Genomic DNA, 23,081 nt, shown 5'->3' with positions numbered 1-23,081 from the left:
CATTCGGTACGACCGGCGAGGGTGACGACTTTGCGTATCCGGGTCCTCGGTCAGGTCTGCGCCTGGCGCGACGGTGAACAACTGGATCTCGGACCAACGGCTCAACGGGCCATCCTGGGACTGCTCGCGATCGCGGCCGGACAACCAGTGCGAGCGGCAGAGATCTCGGCTGCGGTGTGGGCCGAGCGGCAGCCGCCACCGACCGCCCGGAACGTGATCCAGACCCACATCAAACACCTCCGGCGACGACTCGAGCCCCACCGGCCGCCCCGCGCTCCGAGCACGGTGCTCCCCCAGGTCGGTGACGGCTACGCGCTGCGGCTACCCGCTTCGGAGATCGACGCGGAGGTCTTCCGCCACCGGCTCGCCGCTGCGGCCGGTCTGCAGCGCAACGGCGAGCTGAGTCGTGCGGCAGACGAACTCGAACAGGCCCTCGGGCTGTGGCTCGGCCCGCCGATGGCCGACATCCCGGCGCTGGCCGAGCATCCCCGGGTCGTCGCGTTGCTCGAGGAGCGGCACACCGCCCTGGCACGGTACGGAGACATCATGATCGCCGCAGGGCGGGCCGCCGAGGCGGTGACCGCTCTGGAGGAGGCCGCCGCCGCACAGCCGCTGGACGAGGCGGCACAGGCCCGACTGATCCGGGGGTACCACGCCGCAGGTCACCGTGCCCGGGCGTTCCACGCGTACCACCGGGTGCGCCGGCACCTGACCGACGAGCTCGGCGTCGATCCCGGGCCGGAGCTGACCGCCGCACACACCGCGCTGCTGCACGACGAGGAAGTGACCGCGGCCCCAGATGCCCGACGCTCGGGCGGCGAACCCGGCCGCGCAACGCCCCAACCGGCACCGGCACAGCTGCCGGCCGACATCCCGGACTTCACCGGCCGGGTCACCGAGCTGGCCGAGCTCGACCAGTTGCTCGACGCCGCCCGGGGGTGGACCGACGACGACGCGGACCGGTCGTCAGGGGTGACCGTCGTCGCGGTGTCCGGAACCGCTGGCGTCGGCAAGACCGCACTCGCCGTCCGCTGGGCGCACCGGATCCGGCACCGGTTCCCCGACGGCCAGCTCTACGTCGATCTGCAGGGCTACGACGCCGAGCAGCCCGTCTCCCCGAACCAGGCGCTCGCCGGCTTCCTGCGGGCCCTCGGCGTCGCTGGTCCGGACCTGCCGCTGGACCTCGACGAACGGGCAGCCTGCTACCGCAGCCTGGCCGACGGACGGCGGATGCTGGTGGTGCTCGACAACGCGGCGTCGGCAGAGCAGGTCCGGCCGCTGCTGCCCGGCTCGCCGTCCTGTCTCGTCCTGGTCACCAGCCGGGACTCGCTCGCCGGGCTGGTCGCCCGGCACGGTGCCCGCCGGGTCGGCCTCGATCCGCTGCCGCTGGCCGAGGCGGTGGCGCTCATCCACCGACTGATCGGTGCCCGGGCCACCGTGGAACACACCGCCGCCGCGGTCCTCGCCGCGCACTGTGCCCGTCTCCCGCTGGCCCTGCGGGTGGCCGCGGAACTGGCGGCCACCCGCCCCACCGCGCCTCTGGTCGAGCTGGTCCGTGAACTCGCCGATCAGCACCGGCGCCTCGATCTGCTCGATGCCGGTGGCGACCGACGCACCGGCGTACGCGCGGTGTTCTCCTGGTCCTACCTGCACCTGCCGGCCGACGCCGCCCGCGCGTTCCGGCTGCTGGGGCTACATCCCGGGCCTGCTCTGGAGCCGCACGCCGCCGCTGCGATCACCGCCACCTCGGTGCCCGACGCCCGGCGGTTGCTCGAGCTGCTCGCCCGCGCCCACCTGATCGAACGTGGGCCCGGCCACCGCTACGGGATGCACGACCTGCTCCGGGCGTACGCCGTGGACCTCGCCGGCCAGCAGGATTCACCGGTCGACCGGCACCGGGCGATGACCATCCTGTTCGACCACTACCTGCACACCGCCGCAGCTGCCATGGACCTGCTCTTCCCCGCCGAGCGCCACCGGCGGCCGGCGGTGACCGGCCCGAGCGTCGCCGCGCGGCCGCTGCTCGACGCCGCTGCGGCCCGGGCCTGGCTGGAGCAGGAACGGGCCAACCTGGTCGGCGCCGTCGTGCACACCGCCGGGAACGGCTGGCCGGAACATGCCCGGCGGCTCGTGCTCACCATCTTCCGCTACCTGGAGGGCGCCGGCCACTACCCGGAAGCGGTCACCGTGCACCACCACGGTCTGCTCGCGGCCGAGATCATCGGTGACCGGGACTCGCAGGCGCACATGATGACGAACATCGCCGTGTTGTACGGGATGCAGGGGCACCGGCAGTTGGTCGCCGACCACCTGCAGCGGGCGCTGGTGCTCTACCGGCAGACCGGCGAACGCGCGGGGAAGGCCCGCGCGCTGGGTAACCTCGGCGTCTTCCATGGCCAGCAGGGCCAGTACGACCAGGCCACCGCCCATCTGAGGGAGGCGCTCGGCCTGCTCCGGGGAGCTGGTGAGGCGCACGGTGAGGCGATGGCGCTGGGCAACCTCGGCTGGATCGCCGTTTTACAGGGCCGTTACGCCGAGGCGGCCGAGCACCTGTCCGACGCGATCGCCCTGTGCCGACGGATCGGGCACCGGGTGGGGATGGCGTTCGCGCTGGACTCGCTGGGCCAGCTGCACGCCCGACTGGGCAGCTTCCGGGCCGCCGCCGACCACCACGGGCAGGCCCTGGAGATCTACCGGGACACCAGTCAGCCGATGGGTGCGGCGTCCGCGCTGGTCGGACTCGCGAACGCGCTGATGGAGGTCGGCCACGCCACCGCGGCCCGCGACCACTACCAGCAGGCGCTGTCGCTCTCCGCGCAGATCGGCGACCGGGCGCAGCAGGCCCGGGCGCACGCCGGACTGGCCCGTGCCGGGCAGCGGTTGGCCGACGCCGACCACGGTCGCACCACCCCCGACGAGGTATGGGACCACTGGTGCCACGCGCTGGCCCACTTCAGCGCGATCGGCGCTCCCGAGGCCGAGCAGATTCGGGCCCGGCTGAGCGCCGCGGACCGTGAGCGGGCCGACGCCGAGCCCGGTAGCGCCTCAGGCGCCCAGGTCGCGTTCAGCGCACCGGCACCGGGTCGCTGAGCACGGCGCCCGCCCTCCGTCGCCGGTGCAGGTACTGGGCGAGCAGCAGCCCGCCGGCTCCGACCGCGACGTCGCTGAGCACGCAGACCAACCGACTGGCCAATACCACGGTTCCGGCCAGCGGCAACGGCATCACCGACGCGAGGGCCAACGCGAGCACCGCTTCGCGCACGCCGATGCCGTCCGGCGCCACCATCACCAGCAATCCGGTGACGGTGGCCAGCGCGAACCCCGCGACGCAGATCAGGTACGACCGGCCGGCCGGTGCCCCGGCGACGACCGCCAGCAGCCACAGGTGATGGCCAGAGATGATCCACGACAGCGACTGCGCCAGGATGGACCGACGCACCCCACCGGCTGAGGCCCGGACCTGCGGCTCGGGCCGGCGCAGCACCCGGGCGGCCAGCCGGATACCGCGATCGAGCAGGTCGGGCCGGATCAGCAGGACGGCAACCGGCAGCGCGGCGGCGGCTATCCACCACATCCCGCCGCCGGCGACGGAGGGGCCGGCGGCAATTCCCACGGTGAGCCCGGTGAGCGCGACGATGCTCCAGCTGAGTACGAACACCGAGGCCAGGCGGACCGGACCGACGTCGACCGCCTTGCCCATCCGGACCAGCACCGGCAACGCGACGAAGCGCCCGGGCACGAACTTGACGAGGAAGCCGACGAAGAAGATCCGGGCCGCGGTCCAGGTGTCGACCCGGGCGCCCAGGTCGACGAAGAGCGCCCGCCAGGACAGCACCCCGAAGACCAGTCCGACGCAGTTGACCGCGAAGGCACCGCCGACGGTGAGGTAGACGGCGACCGGGTCGAGGGACCCGGCCAGCTCACGAACCGGTGCCCAGTCCTGGGTCCGCAGCACAGTGACCAGTCCGACCACCAGCAGGGCGATGAACACGACGACGAGCACCCGGTTCAACACCCGCAACCAACGACCCCACCGGCCGGACGACGTCACGGCGCTCTGCGGACGGCCCGGCACCGTAGCGCCGGCCTCGTCGACACGGGCGGTCACCGGCCCGTCTCCGGTGCCGTCGCCGACCGGGCCGGTCGGCGACGGGTCGAGCGCACCAGCCCGGCGGCGAATCCGACGGTCATCCCCGCCAGTTGGGTGGTGTGCATCAGGAAGTGCATCGCGACGAAGAACACCAGGAACCGGTTTCCCTTCCGGCGCCGGACGAAGCGGAACAGAGCCCCGTCCACCAGGACGAAGACGGTGAAGGTGGCCGCCGGCACCGCCAACAGCCAGCCGGCGACGACGGCCAGCGGCAGGGTCACGGCCGTCGCCGCGCAGCACAGCATCGCGGTCACTGCAGCGACGTCGACGCCTGAAGCGGGACGCGTGGTGTCGGGCCGGTGCCCACCGGCGCGGTGCACCCGATGTCGGTCGTCAGCAGCGAGCACGCCGACCAGCAACGCCCCGTAGCCGACCGCTCGGCGGACGTGTTCGGCCAGGAACGGCAGCAGCCGGTCGACGTCATCGTGCCGGCCCACCACGTCGGCGCTCATCCGGATCTCGTACCGGGCGGGCAGTCGGGTGCCGAACTCGATGTCCTCCGCGTCCCGCAGCCGCTCGTCGAAGCCGCCCACGTCGTCGAACGCCTGCCGCCGAATCGCGGTCAACGCGAACAACGTGGCATCCGCGACGCCGTCACGCTGCCGCCGCCAGTAGTGTTCGAACAGGGTCTTGTAGATCTCCACCGGGCCGTCGGCGGCCAGCGGCTCCGCGTCGTAGATGCCCTGCACGACCGCGCACCCGGGATGCTCCCGGAGCACCCTCAGGGCGTTGCCGACCGCGTCCGGCGCAAGCGCGATGTCGGAGTCGACGAAGAACAGCACTTCACCGACGGCCGCCGCCGCACCGGCGTTGCGTGCGGCGGACACCCCCTGGTTGGTGGGCAGGCAGATCAACCGGCAGGGCAGCCCGGCGGCGATCTCCCGGGATCCGTCGGTGCTGGCGTCGTCGACCACGATCACCTCGACCGGCTGGCAGGTCTGGCGGTACACGGCGCGGACACAGTCGGCCAGGGTCTTTGCCTTGTTGTATGTCGGGATCACCACCGACACTGTCGGGTACCCGGTCACCATGACACCCACAGCGTCTGCGGCCGGTGGTCGGACATGCCCCGGGCGTCGCCGAACTCGTACCGGTGCACGGTGACTCCGGCGGAGACCAGCGCCCAGTCCAGTCTCCAGGACGACACCTGTTCGGTGGGCCACGACGCGAGGTAGACGGACCGGCTGGCCGACTCGGCGTCGCGCAAGCCGGTCGGCAGGCGGCGCAGGTCACCCATAGCGGGGCTGGTGTTCAGGTCCCCGGCCAGCACCACCGGGTTGTCGTTGCCCGCCACGTCCGCGGCCAGCGCCCGGAACTGCGGTATCCGACGCTGGTGCTGTTCCCGGACCGTCCGGTGGAACTCCTCGCTGAACAGGCTGGGGCCGCCGGCCCACAACGGCACCGGCAGGTGCGCGTTGTAGGTGGACAGCACCCGGTCACCGACCCGCACGTCGGTGCGGAGCACCTGGTAGCGCCAGAAGTCGGTGAAAGCATCCGGGGCCGGGGGAAGTCCGTCGGCCTCCAGCGGCGTCTGGGCGACGATCGGGTACCGGGACAGGGTGACGAGCTCACCGATGACCGCCACCTGGAAGCCCGGCATCTCCCGGCGCAGCCGGTCGAGGTCGTCGACCGGCACGATCACGCCGTCGACCTCGGCGATGTACTCCTGCAGCAGGTATACGTCGGCCCGCTGGTCGCGCAACATTCGGTAGAAGTCGTCGGCCCGGTCGGTGGTGTGCCAGTACCCGGTGTTCCAGGAGAGCACCCGTAACGCGTCCGGCGGCACCTGCGGCGTCGACCGCAGCGGACCGGGCAGGTTGATTCCGGCCAGTCCGGCGCCGGCCAGCAGCGACACGGCGCACATCAGCGCCGCCGGGCGCCGGGTCCGCCGACAGCCGGCCGCCGCCGCGACGAACAGCAGCGGTACGGCGACGAACATCACCGGCGGCATCAGCTCGGCGAGTACCCACCACCAGACGCGCCCGCTGAGCAGCCGGTGGGCCAGCACGTACGCCAGCCAGGCCGCCGAGCCGGTCAGGAACACCCGGCCGAGCCAGCGGCGCCACCACCGTCCCCACGGTCCCAGCCCTGCTGAGCCGCCGCCGGTGGGCGTCGCCTCGGCCGGACCGTCGCCGGTGCCCGGCGTCATGTCGACCGGGCCGGCCTCGGCCGGTGCGACGTCACCGGCGGCAGCGGCCTGAGCGGTCATACGGTGGCCTCCGCGGGGAAGGTGCTGTCGTAGAGCTGTCGGAACGGCCGGGACACCAGCCACTGCAGCGTACCGACCGCCACTCCCGCCGTGATAGTCACATTGACCACAAAGTGCACTGCGACGAAGAAGATCAGGAACGGGACTCCGCGCAGCCGGTGCGCCAGAGCGTACATCGGCCGGTCGGCGGCGACCGAAGCGATGAACAACCCGAGGGGCACCACCGACCACAGCGGACCGAGCAGCGCCGGCAGCGCCACCGCCGGCACTGCGGCGGCCGCCGCCAGGCTGCCCCAGGCTCGCGACGCCGTCTCGAATCCGGTGGCGAACCGGCGGGCCCGGGCGTACAGCGGGATTCGCAGCCGGGCCCGGTGAAAGAGCTTGCGCAGCAACGGCACCAGCTGGTGGTCGTGATCGTGCCGGCCGCGGACCCGGGAGGTCAACCGGAGCTGGTGACGGCGGGACAGCCGGTAACCGTAGTCGACCTCCTCGGTCTGCTTCAGCGCCGGGTTGAACGGCCCCACCTCCTGGTAGACGCGGCGTCGGATGGCGCACATCGCCGGGAACAGGAAGGTGACGTTGCCCTCGCCGCTGGCCGACCAGTGGTGGTACTGCAGCCCTCGGTAGCGGGCGACAGCGGTGTCGTGCAGCAGCGGCTCCGGGTCCTCGATGCCGCAGACCGCGCCGACCTCCGGCTCAGCCTGCAGAATGGCGACCGCCTCGGCAACCGCGTCGGGGGCCATCGCCACGTCGGCGTCGACGAAGAACAGGATCTCGCCGCTGGTGCTGGCGACGCCGATGTTGCGGGCCCGGCCGCAGCCGCCGTTGTCGGCCAACGCGATCACCCGTACGCCCTGCGCCTCGGCGACCGCCACCGAATCGTCGGTGCTGCGGTCGTCGACAACCAGCACCTCGATCGCCGGGTAGCTCTGGTCGGCGATCGCCTGCAGGCACACCGCCAGCGAGTCGGCGTAGTTGTAACTCGGCACGATCACCGAGACCAGTGGAGTCGACATGTCACACCGCCTCGGCCGGCTTGTCGTAGAGCCGCCGGAACGCCCGCGACGTGAGGTAGCTGGCGAAGCCGACGGCCGCGGCGACGCCCATCACCACGTTCATCAGGAAGTGCATGGCGACGAAGTAGCCGACGAACAGCGGGTTGCGGCGGGCCGCGACGAACCGGTACATCGGCCAGTCGCAGGCGACGAAGCCAGCCAACGCGGCCACCGGTAGCAGGCTCCACCAGGGACCGAGCAGCAGCGGCAGGACGGCGGTCAGCACGGTGAGCAGTGCGGCGACGCTGCTCCACGCCCGGGGGCCGCTGCGCAGCCCGCCGGGGAAGGTGGGATTCTGGGCGTACATCGGGATGTGCAACATCGTGCGGGTGAAGACCTTACGGATCATCACCCGCAGTTCGTGGTCGTGGTCGTGCACGCCGCGCACCGCCGGAGTCAGCCAGATCTCGTACCGGCTGGCCAGTCGGAACCCGTAGTCAGCGTTCTCGGTCTCGCGCAGCCGCGGGTTGAACGGCCCGATCTCGGTGAACACCTCGGCACGCATCGCCAGCAGCGCGGTGTACATGGTGTGGATGCGCCCCTCGTCGGCGATCAGCCAGTAGGACTGCTGCATGCAGCGGTACTCCTCGACCAGGCTGTCGCGGATCAGCGGCACCGGGTCGTAGTTGCCGCACACCGCACCGATCTCCGGCCGTTCGGTGAGCAGCGCCACCGCGTTGGCCACCGCGTCGGGTTTGGCGGCCACGTCCGAGTCGACGAAGAACAGGATCTCCCCGTTGGCGTTGGCCGCGCCGAGGTTGCGGGCCACCGAGGGACCGCCGTTGACCGGGGTCTGCACGACCCGAACGCCGTACGACTCGGCCACCACCACCGAGTCGTCGGTGCTGCGGTCGTCGACGACGATGATCTCCAGGTGGGGGTACGTCTGGGCGCGCAGCGCGGACAGACACAGCCCCAGCGCCCGGGCGTAGTTGTAGTTCGGCACGATGACCGACACGAGCGGGTCAGGCATAGGAAGAGACCACTTTCGGAAAGGATTCGCTAGGACGACGGGTACTGGGCGGCGAGCAGGGCGATACCGACGCTGGCGGCGAGCAGCGCGGCGGCGACGACGATCAGGCGGTCCCGCAGTACGGTCCGGACCGGGTCGCCGCCGCCCCGACGGACCAGCACCGCCTGCAGGTAGCGGGAGATCCCGAACAGCACGAGCGGTACGGCGCTCAGCAGCAGGGCGTTGCGGTACACACCGACCGGCGCGTCCGAGTGCAGGTAGAGCAGGAAGCCGATGACCGCGACGGTGGCGTTCACGGTGAGCAGTTGGTCGGCGAGGTTGAGGTTGTAGCCGCGCAGCGCCGGGCGGTGCGCGGCACCGTCGACGGCGAGCTCCTGCCGGCGTTTGCCAAGGATCAGCAGCAGACAGGTGGCGAAGACGGTGGTCAGCAGCCAGGCCGAGACCGGGCCGGCGGTCGCCGCGTAGCCGAGCAGCACCCGTAGCACGAAGCCGGCGGCGACCACGCAGATGTCGACCAGCGGGACGTGTTTGAGCCACCGGCTGTACGCCAGGTTGAGCACGAGGTAGCCGGCGACCGGCCACCAGGCCAGGGCAGGTCCGGCGACGACGCCGGCCGCCAGTGCGGCGGCGAGCGCGGCACCGAACAGCCAGGCGGTGGCTGGCGGGATCCTGCCGCTGGCCACCGGTCGGGACCGCTTCGACGGGTGACCGGCGTCCAATCGCCGGTCGGCGACGTCGTTGACCACGTACACCAGCGACGACGCCAGGGTGAACAGCAGCACCGCCCAGCCGACCCGGCCGAGCGTGGCGGCGGTCCAGACCGGGGCGTCCAGCAGCGCGATCGGAACGGCGAGCAGGTTCTTCGGCCACTGCTGCGGCCGGGTCAGCGCGGCAAGGTCGACGGTGGTCCGCACCATCCGGGCGGCCACGCCGCGCGCCGTCCACCCGGACCGTCCGGTCCGGGACGGGCGGGCATCCGGCGGTGCCACCGGTGTCGCGGACACCGATGTCGGCTCGGCCGCGACCTCGACAGCGGGCATCGGCACCTCCTGGCTAGAAGAAGACCTTGGCGGCGGCGAGCACGCCCTGCCGCCACGGGTCGCGGCTGGTACGGCCGCTGGCACCGGCCGGCGTACCGCTCGTCCGCTGCCCCTGCCACCACCGGAACGTCTCCAGCACCGCGTCCCGGTTGCTGTACCGAGGGCTGAACCCGAGTCGCCGCCGGGCCCGACCGATATCGACGTAGGAGTCGTCCATCAGCTTGTGCAGCAGCCGGCCGTACACCGGGGACAACTTGGTGCGTTCCAGCAGGCCGAGGGCGGCGAGGGCGGGCCGGGCCGGCAGTGCGACCACCCGCTTGCCGTGCCCGGCGGCGTCCAGCACCGCCTGAAAGTCCTCGCGCAGCGTGCCGAACTCGGCGGCGCCGATGTTGTACGTGTCGTTGGCGACCTCGGCCGGTGCCCGCAGCACGGTGACCACCGCTTCGATCAGGTCGGCGACGTGCAGCATCTGGATCCGGACCTGGCCGTCGCCGAGCACCGGGAAGTTGCGTCCCTCCTGGGCCCACTGGAACAGCATCGAGAACAGCCCCATCCGGCCGGGGCCGAGGAACGTCTTCGGCCGCAGCACCGGCAGCACCAGGTCGGCGCCACGGTAGCCGACCGCCAGCCGTTCGGCGTCCGCCTTGGCGGTGCTGTAGGGGTCGACCGGCGCGTACGGGTGCTCCTCCGGCGTCGGCACCTGTCGGGGCAGCCCGTAGACCGCGGTGGAGGAGATGTAGACCAGCCGGGGCACCCGTGCGGCACGCACCGCGTCGAGCACCGCCCGGCTGCCGTCGACCACGATGGAGCGGATCTGCGCCGCCGGGTAGCTGGGCAGCGCGGCGGCGCAGTGCACGACCGCGTCGGCTCCGGTCAGCGCCTGCCGCAGCGCGGCCGAATCCCGCACGTCGCCGATCAGGTGCCGGTAGTCGGGCGGGGCGGTGCCCGGTGCGGGTTCCCGCAGGTCGAGTCCGACCACCTCGACGCCGTCAGCGACCAGCCTTGCCACCACCGACGAGCCGAGCATGCCGGCGGCACCGGTCACGGCGATCACCACAGCGAGCCGACCTTCTGCGCCACGAACCGGGTCAGCAGCCGGTTGAGGCCCTGGTCGAGGACCTTGTCCAGACTGTCCAGGAAGTACTCGACGTCGTCGTCGGAGGCGACCAGCGGCGGGCCGACCACGAGCGGGCTGGCGCCGTTGAGGGTGTAGTAGGAGTAGATGTCATGGTCGCGGTAGAGCGCGTTGATCACCGCGCAGGTGACCACCTTGGTCCGCAGCTGCGGATCCCGGGCCAGGCCGGCGGGTGCCAGCTTCGCGGCCAGGTCCAGCGCCTTCGGACCGCCGTCGATGAACACCCCCCAGAGCGCGCCCGATCCGGCGACGTCGGCGACCGCGTCCGGATGCTGCTTGGCGATCCGCCGCAGGCCGGGTGCCAGCAGTTGCTCGATTCGGCGGGCCTGGCCCGGGTAGTCGTCCTCGACGGCGATGTTGACCGCTTCGATCGCGGTGGCGCATTCCTCACCGAACCCGTAGTAGGTGGTCGAGGTCGAATGCATCAGCGCGTCCATCGGGTTGTCGTACGCCTTGCGGAAAATTCCTTCCCGGGCGACGTACGCCGAGATGGACGACTTGCCGCCGCCGAACGACTTCGAGGTGGTCAGCACGTCCGGCAGGAGTCCGGGATAGCGCATGAAGTAGAACAGGCTGCCGGTCTTTCCCCAGCCGGTGTAGATCTCGTCGAAGATGAGCACGATCTTGTGCTCGGTGCACAGGTCACGAAGGCCACGCAGGAACTCCTCCGAGCACCAGCGCATGGTGGAGGCACTGAACGGCTCGATCAGGATCGCGTAGACGTCGTCGGGATGCGCTGCGACCGCGGCGCGTACCGATTCGAGATCGTCGTAACCGAATGTCACGACACCGGAAATGCCGGGAAACTTGAAATGGTTCTGCGCTCCGCCAGTCAGGCTGCCGGAGCCGAGAAGCTTGCCGTGGAAGCTGATGTCGGCACGCAGGATGGTGTTCCGTCGCCCGCCATGGACCTTGTAGGCCAGCTTGACCGCGCCCTCGACCGCCTCGGCGCCCGAGTTTGGCAAGAAGGACATGTTCAGGTCACCGGGCAGCACCTCGGCCAGGTTGTGGGCCAGCGCGGCGACGTACGGCGAGAAGTAGGTCTTGTGCACCTCCATCCGCTGCCGCTCGGCGAACCGGCGGCGCGCCGCCAGGATGCGGGGATGGTTGTGTCCATGGTTGAGTACGCCGACCCCGCCGGTGAAGTCGAGGATGCGACGGCCGTCCCGTAGGTACAGGTAGGCGCCTTCGGCGCGGTCGACCAACTCCCGACCGAAACCGAAGGACGTCATCAGACCGACCTGGCTCCGGTTGACGTACCGCCGGTACAGATCGTGCACCTGTTTGACGGAGAGCTCGTCGCAATCATCGACGGTGAACAGATCAGACACCTATCGAGCCTTTCTCCAGAACTGGCGGCGACTCCAGAGGAACGCGGAGCACCGCCGGGAGCCCCTGCAATTGTGCCGACGGGTACTGAATGACGACTGTAAGACGACTGGATCGGCACTGGAGCACGGTATCCAGAAGATTGACCGTGACCGTCACTACGACTATCGTCTCGGCCAGTCACGGTGACGCACTTCCCGGCGGTCCCGACATTCGACAAGGTGGTGTCCGTGCCCCCGCACGTATCGGTCGTCATTCCCGCCTACAACAGCGAACGGACCCTGCATGCCTGTCTGGGCGCCGTGTACGGGCAGACACACCCTCCGGTGGAGGTGATCGTCGTCGACGACGCGAGCACCGACCGGACCCGGGAGATCGCCCGGCGGTTCCCGGTACGGCTGCTGCAGACTCTGGTCAACAGCGGCCCGGCCGCCGCCCGCAACCGCGGGATCAAGGCGAGCACCGGCGACGTGGTCTTCTTCGTCGACGCCGACTGCGCACCGACACCGACCGCAATCGCCACCGCGCTGCGGATCATGGCCGACGAGCCGGACATCGACTGTGTCCACGGCGTGTACCTCACCCAGCCGTTGTACGACGACGGCCCGGTCGAGGCGTACCGGCTGCTGCACGCCCACTACTGGCGGATCCGCAACACCGGCCGGGTACGCACCGCGATCTTCGCGCTGTGCGCGGTCCGCCGTTCGGTCTTCGACGACGTCGGGTTCTTCGACGAACGGCTCCGCGCCTCCGAGGACGTCGAGTTGAGCGATCGGATGGCCGACCGGCACGGCATCTGGCTGTCCGCCGACGTGACCTGCCGACACGACGACGACAGCCGGCTCTGGCCGATGCTGCGCAAGCAGTTCGGCCGCTCGCAGATGCTGGTGCCGGTGGCGGTACGGGAACGGGGCCCCGCCGGGCTGCGGGCCAACCGGCCGGGCGGCGTGCTGGCCGCCGCCGCAGTGCTCGGCACCCTGCCGTTGGCCGTGCTGACCCCGGTGCTGCTGGTCCTGCCGGGGCTCGCCCTGGCCTGGTTCGTCGTCGCCGACCCCGGGCTGGTCGGCTTCGTTCGCCGGGAGCGGGGCACCGCGTTCCTCGCCCTGTTCCTCTGCCTGCACTTCCTGGTCCACCTGGCCATCGTCTGCGGCGGCACCGTCGGCGGGGTGCGGTTCCTGCTGGACTCGGACTTCGGCCCGACCCGTCGACTGGCCCCAGGGACGAGCCGGTGAACCAGCTGCCGACACTGCGGGCGAAAGCGCTGGAGGCCGGTTTCCTCGGCGTACGGACCTTTCACCGGCTACGGCCGGTGACCCCGTCGGCGCGGCGCAGCTGGCCGGTGTTCCGGGTCGGAGCCGGCGCGGTCGCGCTCACCGTCGACGACGGCCCGGACCCCCGCTGGACCCCCGCGCTGCTGGATCTCCTCGCCCGGCACCGGGTGCCGGCGACCTTCTTTCTGATCGGCGACCGGGTAGCCGAACACCCGGAGCTGGCCCGACGGATCGTGGCCGCCGGCCACCGGATCGGCAACCATTCGCTGCGCCACCCGATGCCGTTCGCGGCGCTCGACGCCGACCGGTTGCACCGCGAGATCAACCATGCCCAGCAACGAATTCACGACGCTACCGGAGTCACCGCCCGGTTGTTCCGGGCACCCAGCGGCGGATGGTCGACGCGGGTGCTGGCGGCCACCGTTGACGCCGGGCTGACCCCGGTCGACTGGACGGTCAACTCCAGCGACTGGAAGGAACCCGGCGTCGGGCACATCACCCGTACCCTGTCGCGCGCCGGCTCCGGTCACGTGCTGCTCTGCCACGACGGCGGCGGTGACCGGTCGCAGACCATCGCCGCGCTGGGCACCGTGATCCCCCGGCTGCTGTACCGCGGGCTGCGGTTCGTCCCGGTCCCTGACCGCCCTACCGCCGCCGAGGAGGCGTGATGGCCCACCCGTTGTTCCGGATCGCCGCTCGGGCGCTCAACTGGCCGCTGACGGTGCTGGTCCGCCCGTACCCCCGGGTGAACGCCGTGTTGTGGGACCTGCAGTACGCGCTGGGGTTGTGGCGATATCTCGACCAGGGGCGTGACCGCGTCCCGCTGGAACTCGCTCAACGGGTCACGTCGCGACCACGCATCCTGGACCTGGGCTGCGGTACGACCGTCAATCTGGCGCTGCCGCCCGGCGGGTACCGGCACTACCACGGTGTCGACATCAGCCGGGCGGCGATCCGCCGGGCCCGCGCGCTGCGCCGGCCGGACACCTCCTTCGAGGACGCGGACCTGCTGACGTACCGGACCGATGAGCGCTATGACGTGGTTCTGTTCCGCGAGGTGCTCTACTACTTCAGCGTCGACGACGCGGTCGGTCTGCTGCACCGCGCGGCCGACCTGCTAAGACCGGGTGGCCGGGTGCTGGTCTGGGTGTACGACGGGACCACCGACACCGGCCGCGAGCTGCTGTCCCGGGCCCGTAGCTGCGGGCTGCCGGTGCACGATGAGCTTGTCGGCGGGGCGGACGGCGTGGGCAGCGTGCTGGTGCTGGGTGCCGCCGATCCGGCGTGCAGTGGCCGGTCGTGACCGCCCGCGATGCCCTACCGTCGGATGCCCTACCGTCGGATGTGGCCCGCGTAAGGGCCGCGCCGGTGGGCGGGCGACGGCCGGCAGTACGCAGCTGGCTGCTCGGCGGGGCGTTCGCCGCCGTGCTGGGCGTCGCCGCCGGCGTGCTGCACCACACCACCGGCCTGTTCTGGGGTGACCTGGCCGCGTACCGGGCGGGTGCGGTCGCGGCCGCCAGCGGTGACGGGCAGTTGTACCAGGCGGTCCACCATACCCCTGACGGCATCGCGCTCGGCTTCACCTACCCGCCGTTCGCCGCGCTGCTGATGCAGCCGCTGGCCGTGGTCGCGATGCCGGTCGCTGTCGCGGGCTGGACGGCGGCAAGTGTGGTGATGCTGGTCGCGATCATCCGGCTGACCCTGCGGTGGATCGGGCCGCCCGCCCGGCTGGGGCCGCTGTGGACGGCTGGTGCGCTGGTCGGCGCGTTGCCGATCTTCGCGGTGACCGGTCACCTGCAGGTCGGCCAGGTGGGTCTGCTGCTGACCTGGCTGGTGCTGGTCGACCTGGTCGCCGGCCGGGGCGGCCGGTGGCACGGGCTCGGGGTGGGTGTCGCCGCCGGGATCAAACTCACGCCGCTGATCTTCATCGGCTACCTGGTGCTGACCGGGCGGCTGCGGGCCGCCGCCACCGCGACCGTCGCGTTCGCCGCCACGATCGGCGTCGGCTTCGCCTGGCGGCCGACCGACTCGACCTGGTTCTGGACCGGCGGGCTGCTGGACACCGACCGGGTCACCGGGGATCCCCGGACCATCCTGAACCAGTCGTTGTCCGGTGCGGTGACCCGGGCGCTGGACGAACCACGGCCCGGTCTGCCGTGGCTGGTGCTCGCGGTGCTAGTCGGCGCGGCCGGGATGACGGTCGCGGTCCGCTGCGCACGTGCCGGCGACGAACTGCTGGCGGTGCTCGCCTGCGCGGCCACCGGACTGCTGGTCTCCCCTGTCTCCTGGCACCACCACTGGGTTTGGTGGGTGCCGGCGCTGCTGGTCCTCGCCGGTGACCAACGGTGGTCCGGCCGCCGGTGGGCGATCCTCGCGTCCGCCGCCGGCTGGCTGGTCCTGGTGGGCAGCACGAGCTGGGTGCTGGCCAGTCCGGGCGGGTGGGACCTGCACTTCTCCGGGCCGGGGCTGGTCTACAGCAACCTGTACGTGCTGCTGGCGCTCGGTGGGCTCGGGCTGCTGGGCTGGCGGGTACGGCCGGGCCGGACCGGACCCGGGCGGCGGTCATAGGGCCGGCCGGGACAGCTGCGCCGGGGCCGCGTGAACGCACCGATGTCGATACGCTGTCGAACAGTCTACGGTGCTCCGACGTGAAGGGTTCGCCTGTGCAGACACGACCATTTGGTTCCACCGGAATGCGGGTCAGCGCTATCGGTCTCGGCGCCTGGCAGCTGGGCCGATCGTCGCACTGGCCGGACGGGCCGGACGAGGCCGAGGCGGTCCGCATCGTGCACACCGCGCTCGACCACGGCGTCTCCTTCATCGACACCGCGCCGGGCTACGCGGACGGCCGCAGCGAACCCAACATCGGCCGGGCCCTCGCCGGCCGGCGACGGGACGAGGTAGTGATCTGCACCAAGTTTGGCTATCTTCCCGACGGCACCGAAAACTGGTCGGCCAGCGAAATTGAGGCGTCGGTCGAGCGCAGCGCCCGCCGGATGAACGTCGACCACGTCGACATCGTGGTGCTACACAACCCGCCACCAGAGATCCTCGACGGCAGCCGCAGCGACCACTACGAGGTGCTGCACCGGCTGCGGGACAAGGGCGTCATCCGGTCGTACGGCGCTTCGGTGGACTGGAGCGCCGATCTGGACCTCGTGCTGTCCACCAGTGACTCCACCGCGTTCGAAGTCCGGCTGTCAGCGCTCTACCAGGAGCCGTGGCCGGCGGTGGGCCGGGCCCGCGACCGGGGTGCCGGCACGATCGTCAAGGTGCCGCTGGAGTCCGGCTGGCTCTCCGGCCGGTACCACGCCGACAGCGTCTTCGCCGGGGTACGGGACCGCTGGTCGCGAGAGGACGTCGCGGTGCGCGCCGGCCTGGTCGACGAGTTCCGGTCGCTGCTGCCGGCCGGTGTCGGGGTGCTCGCCGGCGCGCTGCGCTTCCTGCTCAGCTACGACGCGGTGTCGACAGTGATCCCGGGAACCAGGTCGGTCGCCCAGCTCACCAGCAGCATCGCCGGTGCCGCCGACGGCCCACTGCCGGCGGACACCGTCGCCGCGATCCGCGCCTGGTACGACCGCCGGCTGGCCGCCACCCCACTGGACTGGTGACTCGGTCCCGGTCGGGTCCCCCGGCCGGGGTCCCGGTCGGAGCGGGGTCGGCCGCCAACGCCGGACCTGCGGTCGGTGGTCAGCCGCGTTCCAGCAGGTGACCGACGACCTGCGGGGCCAGCATCACCGGGGTGCCCGAACTGTCCCGGCGCGGATCGAGCTGCGGCAGCGCCACCGACTCCCCGGACGGGGTGGCACCGACCGGGCGGGAACCCACCCAGGCCAGCTCCAGCCCCGACTCGCCCTTGAGGAACCGCTGCACCCGGACCCCACCGGTGGCCCGACCCTTCGCGGGATACTCGGCGAACGGTGTGACCTTGACGTTGTTCCCGGTGGAGGTGACCACCATCGGCTCGCCGTGTACCGGGTCGTCGGTCCGCACGGCGGCGAAGAACAGCACCCGGGCGTCGGCAGCGAGGTTGATCCCGGCCATGCCGCCCCCCTTGAGCCCCTGCGGACGGACCAGCTTCGCGGCGAACCGCAGCAGCGACGCGTCGGTGGTGACGAACACCAGGCTCTCGGTGCCGTCGGTCAGCCAACTGGCCCCGACGACTTCGTCGCCGTCGCGCAGACCGATCACCTCGAACTCGTCGGCGCGTACCGGCCAGTCCGGCGCGCACACCTTCACCACGCCGTGGCGGGTGCCGAGCGCGAGTCCCGGCGTATCCCGTTGGGCGGCCGGGGCCAGGCCGACGACCTGCTCACCCGCGCTCAGCGGCAGCAGTTCGGCAACCGGCATGCCGCCGGACAGCGATACCGTTCCGGACCGTTGCGGCAGCACCGGCAGTGGCAGGACATCGGTACGGACCGCCCGGCCGGTGCTGGTGATCAGCAGCACCTGGCCACGGGCGGTGGCCGGCACCACGGCCTGTACCGCGTCGTGCCTGGCCCGGCTGTTGCGCCGGGCGTCCTCGACCGACTCCTCGCTCTCGGCGACGGTGCGGGCGACCAGCCCGGTGGCGGACAGGATCACCTGGCAGGGGTCGTCGGCGACCTCCAGCGGGCCGGCCGGGACCGAGGCGGCCAGCACCTCCTTGAGGTCACCGTCGACGAGGGTGGTCCGCCGGGGGGTGGCGAACTGCTTGGCCACCTTGGCCAGCTCGTCGGATACCAGCTTGCGCAGCGCCGCGGGGTCGTCGAGGATCCGCGACAGCTCAGCGATCTCGCCACGTAGCCGATCCTGCTCGGCCTCCAGCTCGATCCGGTCAAACCGGGTCAGCCGACGCAGTGGGGTGTCCAGAATGTAGCCGGCCTGCACGGCGGTCAGCCCGAACTCGGCCATCAGCGCGTCCCGCGCCGCCTGCGCATCGTCGCTGCCGCGGATCAGCCGCACCACCCGGTCGATGTCAAGCAGCGCGATCAGCAGACCGTCGACCAGATGCAGTCGGTCCTGGCGACGGCTCCGTCGGTAGAGGCTGCGTCGGGTGACGACGTCGTACCGGTGGGCCAGGAAGGCTTCCAGTAGCTCCTTCAGCCCGAGCGTACGTGGCTGCCCGTCGACCAGCACCAGGTTGTTGACGCCGAACGACTGCTCCATCGGGGTCAGCCGGTAGAGATCGGCGAGCAACGCCTGTGGGTTCACCCCGATCTTGCATTCGATGACCAGGCGGGTGCCGTTCTCCCGGTCGGTCAGGTCCTTGACGTCGGCGATGCCCTGCAGCCGTTTGGTCTTGTTGACCTCTTCGGTGATCTTCTCGATGATCCGCTCGGTGCCGACCCCGTAGGGCAGCTCGGTCACCGTGATCGCCTGCCGCCCACGGCTGCCCTCGAGCAGACCGATCTGCACCTTGGCGCGCATCCGCACCACCCCACGCCCGGTGGCGAACGCACGCCGCACCTCGTCGAGGCCGAGCAGCAGACCACCGGTCGGCAGATCCGGGCCGGGGACGAACTCCATCAGCTTGTCGAGACTCGCGTCGGGATGGCGGATCAGCCAGCGGGTGGCCGCGACGACCTCACCGAGATTGTGCGGGATCATGTTGGTCGCCATCCCGACGGCGATCCCGGACGCCCCGTTGACCAGCAGATTCGGGAAGGCCGCCGGCAACACCTTCGGCTCGGTCAGCGAGCCGTCGTAGTTGGGCTTGAAGTCGACGGTCTCCTCGTCGAGCTCGCCGACGAGCAGCATCGCCGGGCGGGACATCCGCGCCTCGGTGTAGCGGCTGGCCGCCGGACCGTCGTCGGGGGAGCCGAAGTTGCCGTGCCCGTCGACCAGCGGCACGTTGAGCGAGAAGTGCTGTGCCATCCGGACCATCGCGTCATAGATCGCGGTGTCGCCGTGCGGATGGAACTTGCCCATCACGTCGCCCACCACCCGAGCCGACTTGACGTAGCCCCGGTCCGGGCGGTGACCCTGCTCGCTCATCGAGTAGAGAATGCGTCGGTGCACCGGTTTGAGCCCGTCCCGGGCGTCGGGCAGGGCCCGGGCGTAGATGACCGAGTAGGCGTACTCCAGGTAGGAGTCCTGGATCTCGGTCTCCAGCGGGTTGTCCATGATCCGGGCGCCGGCCTGGTCGAACGCGGACAGGTCGACCCCGGACTGCTTGCTCTTGCTGCGTGCCATCTCTACGTTTCCAGCGCTTCCTCGATCGAGCGGGTCATGCTCAGGCGTCGATACTCTCCTGGTCGACCCGGCCGGCCGAGTCGATCAACCAGTTGCGGCGCGGCTCGACCTTCTCCCCCATCAGCAACTCCAGGGTGCGGTCGGCGACCTCCACGTCGGCCAGGGTGATCCGGCGTACCGAGCGGGTCGCCGGATTCATGGTCGTCTCCCACAGCTCGTCTGCGTCCATTTCGCCGAGGCCCTTGAACCGGGGAACCGGGGTGACGACCTGTCGCCCGGCCCGTTCCAGTCGCCGTACGGTCTGCTCCATCTCGGCCTCGGTGAAGGTGAAGATGGTCTCCGCGTTCCGGCCCTTGGTGGTGATCTTGTGGAGCGGGGGCATCGCCGCGTACAGCCGGCCGGCCTCGATCACCGGACGTAGGTACTTGGCGAACAGGGTGATCAGCAGGGTCCGGATGTGCGAGCCGTCGACGTCCGCGTCGGCCATCAGGATCACCCGGCCGTACCGCATGGCGGCCAGGTCGAAGGTGCGCCCGGTGCCGGCGCCGAGGACCTGGACGATCGCCGCCACCTCGGCGTTGCGCAACGTGTCGGCCAGGTTGGCCTTCTGCACGTTGAGGATCTTGCCCCGGATCGGCAGCAGGGCCTGGTACTCGGCGACCCGGGCCATCCGGGCCGAGCCGAGCGCACTGTCGCCCTCCACGATGAACAGCTCGCTGCGCTGCAGGCCGGTCGACCGGCAGTCGACCAGCTTCGGCGGCATGGACGCCCCTTCCAGGGCGGTCTTGCGCCGGGCGGCGTCCTTCTGCTGCTTCTGGGTGAGCCGGACCCGGGCCGCGTCGACCACCTTCTGCAGCACGGTCCGGGCCTCGGTACGGGTCCGGCGGTCCTCCACCCAGGACTTGATGTGCCGCTCCACCACCGTCTGCACCACCCGGGTGATGCCGGCGGTGGAGAGCTCGTCCTTGGTCTGCGAAGTGAACTGGGGCTCCGGGATCCGCACGTGCACCACGGCCGTCATGCCTTCGAGCACGTCGTCGACGGTCGGCGGATCCTCCTTAGGCTTGAGCAGGCCCCGGCTGTTGCGTACCGCGTCGACGACGGCCCGGGTCACCCCGCGCTCGAAACCCCGCCGGTGGGTGCCGCCGTGCACGTTGCGGATGGTGTTGGTGAAGCACTCGACGGTCCGCTCGTAGCCGGTGCCCCAGCCGAGGGCGACCTCCACCTCGGCCCGACGCTCGACGTCGGACTGCATCACGCCGTTGGCGTCGGCGGCGTTCTCCTTGTAGGTGCCGGTGCCGGTGATGAACAGCGTGCCGCTGACCGGTCGGTCCCCGCTCGGGGTGAGGAACTCCACCATCTCGACCAGGCCACGGGGATGGTGGTACACCTCCTCGACCAGTTCATCGGAGGTGGCGTCGCGCAGCACGTAGGTGACCCCGGGCACCAGGAAGGCGGTGTTGCGCAGTCGGGTCCGCACGGCCGTCACGTCGAGTGCGGCGCCGGCGTCGAAGTAGCGGGCGTCGTACCAGTAGCGGATGGAGGTGCCGGTAGCCTCACCGCGCTTCATCCGGCCGACCGCCCGCAGCCCCGACTGCTCTGTGAAACCGGCGGCCGGGCCGGGGCCGTCGAAGACCCCCGGGACGCCCCGCTGGAACGACATCTCCGACACCCGACCGGCCCGCTTGACCCGCACGTCGAACCGTAGCGAGAGCGCGTTCACCGCCGACGCGCCGACCCCGTGCAGGCCGCCGGACGCCTTGTAACCGGAGCCGCCGAACTTGCCGCCGGCGTGCAGCCGGGTCAGCACCAGCTCGACCCCGGACAGCCCGGACCGGGTGTGCACGTCGGTCGGGATGCCCCGGCCGTCGTCATCGACCTGCACCGAGCCGTCGGCGTGCAGGGTCACCTCGACCCGGCTGGCGTGACCGGCGACGCCCTCGTCGGTGGAGTTGTCGAGGATCTCGTTGAGCAGATGGCCGACACCCCGGCTGTCGGTTGAGCCGATGTACATGCCGGGCCGCTTGCGGACGGCCTCCAGCCCTTCCAGGTGGGTGAGGTCGTCTGCTCCGTACAGCGTCTCAGGTTGTGCAGTCAACGCGTCGAACTCCCGGTGCCGGCCAACGGTGCCCCACCTCGCCGGCGGGCAGGACCGACCGGCAGGGCAACGACGGTGGCCTGCGGGCCACCGTCCGACGAGCGTAACCGCAGCCACCGACAGCGCCGCGCCGGGCCGGTACCGGGGTGTCGCCGGTACCGGCCCGGCCGCACCCTGCGCGCCGGCCCGCACACGCCGGACGGGGCCGGTACGCCGGGTGTCCCGCGTACCGGCCCCGTCGTGGGGGTGGTAGCCGTCAGCCGGCGCTGCAGGTCGGGGTCATCCCGCTGCCGGTGCCGGTGCCCTGGAAGCCGAACTGGGTCGACTGTCCGGCACCGATCTGGCCGTTCCACGGCGCGTTGCTGAAGCGCACCGTGCCGCTGCTCCCGCTGGCCTGCGAGTTCCAGGCGTTGGTGACCGCCGCCCCGGACGGCAGGGTCATGGTGACCGTCCAACTGCTGGTCGAGGCGGACCCGGCGGTCACCCGCACGTTCGCCACGAAGCCACCTGGCCACTGGTCGAGCGAGATCACCGAGGCCGAGCAGTCGCCCCCGCCCGGCGGCTGCGAAGTCGGCGGGGCCGTCGTGGGCGGCGGGGCCGTGGTCGGCGGCGGGGCCGTGGTCGGCGGCGGGGCCGTGGTGGGCGGCGGGGTGCCGCCGGCGTTCAGCGCGGCGAGGGTCGAGTCGTACGCCTGCTTCTTGTTGCCGTTGCACTCGAACAGCAGCGGGGTGCCGCCGCTGCGCCACGAGTCGCAGTCCCGGATGCCCCAGGTGGTGATGCCGGTGCAGCGGGACACCGCGAGGCAGTCCTGCACCACGTTGCGGTAGGTGTTGGCCTGGCTGCTGCCGGAGCCTTCGATGTCGAGTTCGGTGATCTGCACGTCGACGCCGAGGGCGGCGAAGCTGGACAGCGTGGTGCGGTAGTTCGACGGGTACGGCGAGCCGCTGTTGAAGTGCGACTGCAGGCCGACGCAGTCGATCGGCACGCCGCGCTGCTTGAAGTCGCGCACCAGGTTGTACGCGGCCTGGGTCTTGGCCCAGGACCAGTTGTCGATGTTGTAGTCGTTGTAGCAGAGCTTGGCACCGGGGTCGGCGGCGCGGGCGGCCCGGAACGCCGCCTCGATCCAGTCGTTGCCGGTGCGCTGCAGGTTGGAGTCGCGTCGGGCACCGCTACCGCCGTCGGCGAAGGCCTCGTTCACCACGTCCCAGGAGTGGATCTTGCCCCGGTAGTAGGAGGCGACCTGGGTGACGTGGTTGAGCATGGCCTGGCGCAGCGGAGCACCTTCCATCTGCTGCATCCAGCCGGGTTGCTGGGAGTGCCAGGCGAGGGTGTGACCGCGGACGGCCATGCCGCGGGAGATGGCGTGGTTGACGATCCGGTCGCCGTTGCTGAAGTTGAACTGGCCCTGCTGCGGCTCGGTGGCGTCGAGTTTCATCTCGTTCTCGGCGGTGACGCTGTTGAACTCCCGGTTGAGGATGTTCACGTACGTCGAGTCGCTGAGCTTGTTGGCCGCGACGGCGGCACCGAAGTACCGGCCGGACTGCTCCGCGGCCGCACCGAGCGTGGACTCGGCGGCGCTGGCGGAGGTCGCGTACAGCATCGCGGTACCGGCGGCAAGGGCGACCACCGCGGCGGAGGCCAACGCGG

The 23,081-nt window shown here is 71.2% G+C and carries 17 protein-coding genes and 1 pseudogene; 7 read left to right on the top strand and 11 right to left on the bottom strand.

All coding sequences use genetic code 11. The features are described from left to right. Positions 1–30 precede the first annotated feature (30 nt). Positions 31–1,854, top strand: a pseudogene (locus tag O7553_RS30170) (BTAD domain-containing putative transcriptional regulator); the annotation flags it as partial. Further along, the gene (locus O7553_RS30165) at positions 1,828–3,090 is read left to right on the top strand and encodes a tetratricopeptide repeat protein (RefSeq protein WP_348651204.1); all 1,263 of its coding nucleotides are present in this window, start codon (positions 1,828–1,830) and stop codon (positions 3,088–3,090) included. The pseudogene O7553_RS30170 and the gene O7553_RS30165, both read left to right, overlap by 27 nt. Here O7553_RS30165 and O7553_RS11030 read toward each other — a convergent pair. The 8 genes from O7553_RS11030 to O7553_RS10995 are packed head-to-tail and all read right to left on the bottom strand — an operon-like array spanning position 3,065 to position 11,794. After that, positions 3,065–4,108, bottom strand: coding sequence for a lysylphosphatidylglycerol synthase domain-containing protein (locus O7553_RS11030; protein WP_281554703.1), 1,044 nt, complete (start codon positions 4,106–4,108; stop codon positions 3,065–3,067). The genes O7553_RS30165 and O7553_RS11030 overlap by 26 nt on opposite strands. Beyond that, complete coding sequence (locus tag O7553_RS11025) at positions 4,105–5,151, bottom strand: glycosyltransferase family 2 protein (RefSeq protein ID WP_281554702.1); 1,047 nt, start codon at positions 5,149–5,151, stop codon at positions 4,105–4,107. The genes O7553_RS11030 and O7553_RS11025 overlap by 4 nt, the downstream gene beginning before the upstream one ends. Before the next feature lie 23 nt (positions 5,152–5,174). Continuing rightward, complete coding sequence (locus O7553_RS11020) at positions 5,175–6,359, bottom strand: endonuclease/exonuclease/phosphatase family protein (RefSeq protein ID WP_281554701.1); 1,185 nt, start codon at positions 6,357–6,359, stop codon at positions 5,175–5,177. After that, positions 6,356–7,375 (bottom strand): glycosyltransferase family 2 protein, encoded by a 1,020-nt coding sequence (locus O7553_RS11015; RefSeq protein ID WP_281554700.1) that lies wholly within the window; start codon positions 7,373–7,375, stop codon positions 6,356–6,358. Before O7553_RS11015 ends, O7553_RS11020 begins: the two co-directional genes overlap by 4 nt. A 1-nt stretch (position 7,376) precedes the next feature. Next, the gene (locus O7553_RS11010; RefSeq protein WP_281554699.1) at positions 7,377–8,387 is read right to left on the bottom strand and encodes a glycosyltransferase family A protein; all 1,011 of its coding nucleotides are present in this window, start codon (positions 8,385–8,387) and stop codon (positions 7,377–7,379) included. Positions 8,388–8,416: 29 nt separating this feature from the next. Continuing rightward, on the bottom strand, positions 8,417–9,427 hold the full coding sequence (locus tag O7553_RS11005; protein WP_281554698.1) for a UbiA prenyltransferase family protein: 1,011 nt from the start codon (positions 9,425–9,427) through the stop codon (positions 8,417–8,419). 13 nt (positions 9,428–9,440) lie between these two features. Then, a complete protein-coding gene (locus tag O7553_RS11000; protein ID WP_281554697.1) occupies positions 9,441–10,484 on the bottom strand; it encodes an NAD-dependent epimerase/dehydratase family protein in 1,044 nt (347 codons plus the stop codon). Next, complete coding sequence (locus tag O7553_RS10995) at positions 10,478–11,794, bottom strand: aspartate aminotransferase family protein (protein ID WP_281555570.1); 1,317 nt, start codon at positions 11,792–11,794, stop codon at positions 10,478–10,480. Before O7553_RS10995 ends, O7553_RS11000 begins: the two co-directional genes overlap by 7 nt. 318 nt (positions 11,795–12,112) lie before the next feature. On the opposite strand from O7553_RS10995, the gene O7553_RS10990 reads away from it, so the two are divergent. The 5 genes from O7553_RS10990 (at position 12,113) to O7553_RS10970 (ending at position 16,773) form a co-directional block, all read left to right on the top strand. Beyond that, on the top strand, positions 12,113–13,123 hold the full coding sequence (locus tag O7553_RS10990) for a glycosyltransferase (RefSeq protein WP_348650122.1): 1,011 nt from the start codon (positions 12,113–12,115) through the stop codon (positions 13,121–13,123). Continuing rightward, entirely contained in the window at positions 13,120–13,830 is a 711-nt protein-coding gene (locus O7553_RS10985) for a polysaccharide deacetylase family protein (protein ID WP_281554695.1), read from the top strand. The genes O7553_RS10990 and O7553_RS10985 overlap by 4 nt, the downstream gene beginning before the upstream one ends. After that, positions 13,830–14,465: a class I SAM-dependent methyltransferase gene (locus tag O7553_RS10980; protein ID WP_281554694.1), complete on the top strand. Its 636-nt coding sequence runs from the start codon at positions 13,830–13,832 to the stop codon at positions 14,463–14,465. The genes O7553_RS10985 and O7553_RS10980 overlap by 1 nt, the downstream gene beginning before the upstream one ends. A gap of 41 nt (positions 14,466–14,506) precedes the next feature. Further along, complete coding sequence (locus tag O7553_RS10975) at positions 14,507–15,730, top strand: glycosyltransferase 87 family protein (protein WP_281554693.1); 1,224 nt, start codon at positions 14,507–14,509, stop codon at positions 15,728–15,730. A 125-nt stretch (positions 15,731–15,855) separates the two neighbouring features. After that, positions 15,856–16,773 carry an aldo/keto reductase gene (locus tag O7553_RS10970; protein ID WP_281554692.1) on the top strand — a complete coding sequence of 306 codons (918 nt, stop codon included), beginning with the start codon at positions 15,856–15,858 and terminating at the stop codon, positions 16,771–16,773. 79 nt (positions 16,774–16,852) lie between these two features. On the opposite strand, the gene O7553_RS10965 is transcribed toward O7553_RS10970, so the two are convergent. From O7553_RS10965 to O7553_RS10955, 3 genes are all read right to left on the bottom strand, one after another. Next, positions 16,853–19,336, bottom strand: a complete 2,484-nt coding sequence (locus O7553_RS10965; protein ID WP_281554691.1) for a DNA topoisomerase (ATP-hydrolyzing) — start codon at positions 19,334–19,336, stop codon at positions 16,853–16,855. A gap of 40 nt (positions 19,337–19,376) precedes the next feature. Then, positions 19,377–21,434: a DNA topoisomerase IV subunit B gene (locus O7553_RS10960; protein WP_281554690.1), complete on the bottom strand. Its 2,058-nt coding sequence runs from the start codon at positions 21,432–21,434 to the stop codon at positions 19,377–19,379. A gap of 256 nt (positions 21,435–21,690) precedes the next feature. Further along, complete coding sequence (locus O7553_RS10955; RefSeq protein ID WP_281555569.1) at positions 21,691–23,034, bottom strand: endo-1,4-beta-xylanase; 1,344 nt, start codon at positions 23,032–23,034, stop codon at positions 21,691–21,693. Positions 23,035–23,081: the final 47 nt, after the last annotated feature.

Source organism: Solwaraspora sp. WMMA2059, assembly GCF_027497315.1.
GTDB lineage: Bacteria > Actinomycetota > Actinomycetes > Mycobacteriales > Micromonosporaceae > Micromonospora_E.
The sequence above is the reverse complement of the archived record's forward strand: the minus strand, read 5'-3'. Positions and strand labels throughout refer to the sequence as shown.

Bases quoted from the DNA above. Each gene is read 5' to 3' on its own strand.
- O7553_RS30165 (WP_348651204.1), top strand. From the start codon at position 1,828: ATGCACGACCTGCTCCGGGCGTACGCCGTGGACCTCGCCGGCCAGCAG.
- O7553_RS11020 (WP_281554701.1), bottom strand. From the start codon at position 6,359: ATGACCGCTCAGGCCGCTGCCGCCGGTGACGTCGCACCGGCCGAGGCC.
- O7553_RS11015 (WP_281554700.1), bottom strand. From the start codon at position 7,375: ATGTCGACTCCACTGGTCTCGGTGATCGTGCCGAGTTACAACTACGCC.
- O7553_RS11010 (WP_281554699.1), bottom strand. From the start codon at position 8,387: ATGCCTGACCCGCTCGTGTCGGTCATCGTGCCGAACTACAACTACGCC.
- O7553_RS11005 (WP_281554698.1), bottom strand. From the start codon at position 9,427: ATGCCCGCTGTCGAGGTCGCGGCCGAGCCGACATCGGTGTCCGCGACA.
- O7553_RS10995 (WP_281555570.1), bottom strand. From the start codon at position 11,794: ATGACGTCCTTCGGTTTCGGTCGGGAGTTGGTCGACCGCGCCGAAGGC.
- O7553_RS10980 (WP_281554694.1), top strand. From the start codon at position 13,830: ATGGCCCACCCGTTGTTCCGGATCGCCGCTCGGGCGCTCAACTGGCCG.
- O7553_RS10970 (WP_281554692.1), top strand. From the start codon at position 15,856: ATGCGGGTCAGCGCTATCGGTCTCGGCGCCTGGCAGCTGGGCCGATCG.
- O7553_RS10965 (WP_281554691.1), bottom strand. From the start codon at position 19,336: ATGGCACGCAGCAAGAGCAAGCAGTCCGGGGTCGACCTGTCCGCGTTC.
- O7553_RS10955 (WP_281555569.1), bottom strand. From the start codon at position 23,034: ATGCTGTACGCGACCTCCGCCAGCGCCGCCGAGTCCACGCTCGGTGCG.